The sequence below is a fragment of the Caballeronia choica genome, assembly GCF_001544535.1.
In the GTDB taxonomy this organism is placed as follows: Bacteria; Pseudomonadota; Gammaproteobacteria; order Burkholderiales; family Burkholderiaceae; genus Caballeronia; species Caballeronia choica.
Genome location: NZ_FCON02000293.1, coordinates 1 through 5,056 on the forward strand (window position 1 = coordinate 1; position 5,056 = coordinate 5,056).

General features: G+C 59.5%; 4 protein-coding genes and 1 pseudogene. All 5 read left to right on the top strand.

Annotated elements, in window-relative coordinates; translation table 11 throughout:
* Window positions 1–271: 271 nt before the first annotated feature.
* The 5 genes and pseudogenes from AWB68_RS42555 (at window position 272) to AWB68_RS42575 (ending at window position 4,721) form a co-directional block, all read left to right on the top strand.
* Window positions 272–1,132: a class II aldolase/adducin family protein gene (locus AWB68_RS42555; protein ID WP_087650123.1), complete on the top strand. Its 861-nt coding sequence runs from the start codon at window positions 272–274 to the stop codon at window positions 1,130–1,132.
* 37 nt (window positions 1,133–1,169) lie between these two features.
* On the top strand, window positions 1,170–2,069 hold the full coding sequence (locus tag AWB68_RS42560) for an amidohydrolase family protein (protein WP_200828952.1): 900 nt from the start codon (window positions 1,170–1,172) through the stop codon (window positions 2,067–2,069).
* Window positions 2,070–2,102: 33 nt separating this feature from the next.
* A complete protein-coding gene (locus tag AWB68_RS42565; RefSeq protein WP_087650125.1) occupies window positions 2,103–2,663 on the top strand; it encodes a cupin domain-containing protein in 561 nt (186 codons plus the stop codon).
* 159 nt (window positions 2,664–2,822) lie between these two features.
* On the top strand, window positions 2,823–4,175 hold the full coding sequence (locus tag AWB68_RS42570) for an MFS transporter (RefSeq protein WP_235028824.1): 1,353 nt from the start codon (window positions 2,823–2,825) through the stop codon (window positions 4,173–4,175).
* 233 nt (window positions 4,176–4,408) lie between these two features.
* Window positions 4,409–4,721, top strand: a pseudogene (locus tag AWB68_RS42575) (high-potential iron-sulfur protein).
* Window positions 4,722–5,056 lie beyond the last annotated feature (335 nt).

The following is a 5,056-nucleotide window of genomic DNA, read 5'->3' on the forward strand; positions in this document are numbered from 1 at the left end:
CTCGCAATCCCGAAACCAGGAGCCAAAAGCCGCCTGAATTCCAATCGTCGAGGCGACAACTACCTTGAAAACTTCCGTCATCGTAGATGGCCTGTTGGTCGATGAGGCGGTGCTAAAGATAGCGCAGCGCAAACTGGCGCTGGCAGAACGCCTCGCTCCAGAAGGAGAAGCGCAAGCTTCATAGACATGCGTTTCAGTATGAGGCGAGCCGGACTCACCTGAGTTTCAACTGCAGGACTTGCCAGATACATCCATTGAGAGGATTGACATCATGAGCTACCCAACTGACTTCAAGGAAATTCGCGAAAGAGCTGGCTATACAAGCGACGAAGACGTGCGCAAGCGCAAGTACCCGACGGACTTCAAATGCGTTCGTGAGGACGTCAGCACCGAAGAATGGCAGGCACGAGTCGACCTGGCGGCCTGCTACCGGCTTGTCGACCTCTACGGGATGAGCGATCTCATCTATAACCATATCACCGTGCGGATTCCGGGAACGGAGCACTTTCTCATCAACCTCTACGGGATGACGTACAAGGAGATCACCGCCTCGAGCCTGATGAAAATCGACGTTGAAGGCAATGTCATCTCGAAGCCGGACACACAGTACGGCCTGAATTCCGCTGGCTACGTCATCCACGGCGCCATTCATACCGCGCGTCCAGAAGTGAACTGCGTCATACACACGCACACGTGTGCCGGGATGGCCGTTTCGGCGATGAAGTGCGGATTGCTGCCCGTCACGCAGCATGCAATGCGGTTCCACGGACACATCGGCTACCACGATTACGAAGGCCCGGTTCTCGACCTGGGCGAGCGCGAGCGTCTCGTCAAAAGCCTGGGGCAGCACAACGCGCTGATCCTGCGCAATCACGGCCTCATTACCTGCGGCCCCAGCGCTGCGGAAGCGTTCAATCTGCTCTACCAACTCGAGGTGTCCTGCCGGGCCCAGGTCGATCTCATGGCCGCGGGCGCAAGCATCAACATGCCGTCGCCGGAAGTGATCGAACGAACGTCGAGCATCTTTCAGCCGGGCAAGATTCGGTCCTACGGCATTCTCGAGTGGCCGGCGATGTTGCGCCGCCTCGAAGCGGAGCAGCGAAACAACGGTTATCCGCAGTATGACCAGTGAATGCTCGGTCATCCCGGCGATCATCTAAGGAAGAACCATGACCACCAATGTTCCCGACAGGCTTGCCGTGTGTCCCGCACCAGACCGGAACCCGCGCGCACCAAAGCGTTTCCGGATGCCATGGGGCGCGGTCGATACGCACGCGCACGTGATCGGCGCTCCGCCCGATTACCCGCTGATTGAAAACCGAAGCTATACGCCGCCGCCGGCAGCCGGAGAAGACTACTTTCGCATGCTCGATGCAACGGGCGTGACCTTCGGCGTGCTCGTACAGGTGAGCGTGCACGGCACGGACAACCGGCTGTTGATGAAAATGCTCGACCGGTATCCCGAGCGATTGCGGGGTATTGCCGTAGCCCCACACGACCTGCCCGAACGCGAATGGCTGAGGATGAAAGATGCAGGTGTCGTGGGCTTGCGTCTCAATACGTTGTCCGGTGGTGGCATCGGACTCGACCAACTGGACAGCTACGAAGCGCTATGCGCCGAGTTCGGCTGGCATCTGCAGTTCCTTACCGACACGAGCCGACTCGAACCCGTCGCGTCCCGCCTTTCGAGGTTACGAGTGCCGTACATCATGGACCACATGGGGCACTTCGCAGTCTCGGACGGACCTCAGTCGGCAGGCATGCGCGTGATGCTCAAGCTGATGGCGGACGGCGCATGGGTCAAGCTCTCGGGTGCATACCGCGTCTCGGACGCACCCGGCTACAGGGACACCATGCCTTTTGCACGGGCTTTGATCGAGGCGGCACCTGAGCGGTGCGTGTGGGGCTCGGACTGGCCTCACCCGGCATATTGGGGGGCAATGCCGAACGACGGCGACCTACTCGATCTCCTTGCGGACTGGGCACCGGATGAGGCGGTTCGTAATGCGATTCTGGCGGACAACGCCCAGCGGCTATACGGCTTTCCGAACTCGCCCGTTGTTGACTAAGGATATCCATCTCGGCAGGAAAGGAGGAGAGACATGTCGAACATGCAGGTATCGACCGCACACGATCCCAAGATCGCGGCAGACCACGCTGAAGCTTCGTTCCGGACGACGGCCGAAGCCGTGCGTTTCTCAATGCGCGGCGAGCCGTTGCTAGCGAGCGGAGCGACGATGCGCTCGCTCGGTACCGCGGCAAATCTGTGGGCGCACGTGAAGGTTTATTCGAGCGGCGGGGAAAACGGTATGCACTGCCACGACGTCGAGGACCACTGCTTCGTCGTACTGCAAGGCGAAGCGACATTTGAGTTCCGTGACGGAAGCACGTTCATTGCCCGCCCGTTTGAGGGCGTCATGCTTCCGAAGGGGACCTTCTACCGGTTCAGGGCGAATCCTGTGGGCAATCTCGTGTTGATCCGCGCGGGCGGCGCACAAGTCACGGCACCCGATGACATCGACCCCAGGTACGGTGTGCCCAGGGAAATCGCCATGCAACGTATCGGTTTTGACAACCAGTACTTCGATGGAGCGTTCGCAGCCAACGGAGCGCACTCGCAGCCGACTGAAGTGCTGCCCCATCAATTCTTTGCCGCGGACTGAACCAGACGCGGTGTCGCTGCACCGACGCGAAATTGCTGTGCTGCCCGGCCCGAACCGGAGAGTCAGGAAGCCGTAGAGCTTCCTGGGCGTCGGCGGCTGGGCGCGCAGCAAGGCAACTGCATAAAACAACATCCGGAGACAACGATGAGACAACTCAATGTGCACGAAATCGCCGATGGCGCGCGGTTCGGTGCTCTACACGCCGTTATCCTCTTGATCTGTACGCTGATCATTGTCGCCGACGGCTATGACCTGGCGATCATGGGCGCGGCTTTGCCGTCAGTCATGAAGGACTTGAATGTCGCTCCGGCACAGGCAGGCATGATGGTGAGTGCGGGTTTCATTGGGCTGATGATCGGCGCGATTGCTGCAGGGATGCTTGCTGACCGCGTCGGTCGCAGAAAGACGATGGCTGCCTGTGTGGTCGTCTTCAGTATCGTGACAGCCTGCACCGGCCTCGTCCACGACGCCGTGCTGTTCGGCATTGTTCGCTTCGTGGCCGGCATCGGAATCGGTGGCGTCATGCCGTGCGTCGTGGCTCACGTAACGGAGTTTGCTCCGCGAAAGCATCGCGCGACGATGGTGACCGTGTCGTTCAGTGGCTTTGCGATCGGCGGAATGTTGGCGGCCGTCCTTGGCAATGCCATGATAGAGGCGCATGGATGGCGTTCGGTATTCTTCGTCGCGGCAGTGCCTCTTCTCGTCGTTCCGTTTGTGGTCGGGTTGCTGCCTGAGTCGATCGCGTATCTGGTCAGGACCCGTCGCGTCGCGGAATTGCGCGCCATCGTGCGCGGCTTGCATCCGCGGTTCGAAATACGGAGCGAGGATGCCCTTGTCGTCCCGGCTTGCAGCAGTCCGGTGCCGGTGCACGATGACGTCTCTGTCGGTCTGCTGTTCAGGGAAGGCCGTCTGTCCAGCACGATCATGTTGTGGCTCGCTTCCTTCATGTGCGTGTTCGTCATCTACGGACTGGCGTCGTGGCTCGCGAAGATGATGACCAATGCCGGCTACAGCCTCGGATCGGCGTTGAATCTTCTGCTTGCGTTGAATGTCGGCGCCCTCGTCGGCGGTGTTTCCGCCGGCTTGCTCGCTGATCGCTTTCCGATCAAGGTGGTCCTGTGCTCGTTTTATCTGCTCGCCTCGACGGCGATCCTGGTATCGGGCAGTGACGTTCCGGTCACCTGGCTTCATGTCACGACAGGCATTCTTGGTGCCTCGAGCTACGGTGGCCAGATGCTTACCTATGCGTATGCCGGGCAGTTTTACCCGCCCGCCATCCGCTCCTCGGGAGTGGGATGGGTTACCGGGGTGGGAAGGCTGGGGGCAATTCTTGCGCCAGTTGCGTTCGGTGCGCTGATGGCACTACAGCTGCCCCGACAACTGAACTTTCTCGTCATTGCGATTCCGATGTTCATCGCGGCAGCCGCGGTGGCAATGATCGGTCACGGACACTCGTGCGTAAAGGGAAGTGCCCGCGACATCCATGCGTGTGATGGATCGAGCTTGCAATAAGCGTCGGCGTCGGCGCTGCGTTACCTGAGCGGCTGATTACCCAAGACACACCGGTATTGATTGATATAGAAAATCTTTGATAAATAGTATTGCTAAATGAAAGAAGAACTCGCTAAGTATTTGACCGCGATCAGAGGCAAACAGTAGAATTTCGCGCCTTGGCAAAACGAAGTTCCGCGTCGGCTGGCCCATCGACGGCCCGTCGCTCACCATCTAAAAGATAGGAACCCCACATGCAACCATCACGTCGTCACTTCATGATACTGGCCAGCTTCGCTGGCCTCATCCATCGCGCTCTCGGGCAAGGCGTCGGCCGAATCGCCCGCGGTATCCGAAGGCGATCCGACCGCACAGTCGCTGGGTTATAAGGCGGACGCGACACTCGTCGACAAGGTTAAATATTCGAAGTATCAGCCGGGCCAGGCGTGCGCCACCTGTCAGCTCTATCAGGGCAAACCGGGCGATGCATCAGGTCCGTGCCCGATTTTCGCCGGTAAGCAGGTCGCGGCGAAGGGGTGGTGCAGCGCATACGTGAAGAAGGCCTGAAGCCGCACTCGTGTGAGCGGCAGGATGGCCGCCAAGCGGGTTTTTCAAGTGCACGCCGCATGCTATTGTCAACTTGTTATCCGGCGGTCCACCGACCGCGCAATAAGTAAGGATAGTTAACTTACTTCACAGGACGCTCCAGTGCATCGGAGCGCCCGTCACGCTTTCCCAGGCCTCGAAGGCGTGCGTGCGTGGCGTCCGCTTTTGCTTTGCGTCGGTGTGTAACGGCAATGCGTGAACAGATTGACGACCTGATCGTGGACCGAAACGAAACGATGCAGGTGACGCGCCGACTTGAAGCGGCGCATCAGCTTCTCGCGCACCCGGGTCGATGA

What these genes read in the sequence shown, in the direction of transcription:
- AWB68_RS42555 (WP_087650123.1), top strand. Translation starts at nt 272, where the DNA reads ATGAGCTACCCAACTGACTTCAAGGAAATTCGCGAAAGAGCTGGCTAT.
- AWB68_RS42560 (WP_200828952.1), top strand. Translation starts at nt 1,170, where the DNA reads ATGACCACCAATGTTCCCGACAGGCTTGCCGTGTGTCCCGCACCAGAC.
- AWB68_RS42565 (WP_087650125.1), top strand. Translation starts at nt 2,103, where the DNA reads ATGTCGAACATGCAGGTATCGACCGCACACGATCCCAAGATCGCGGCA.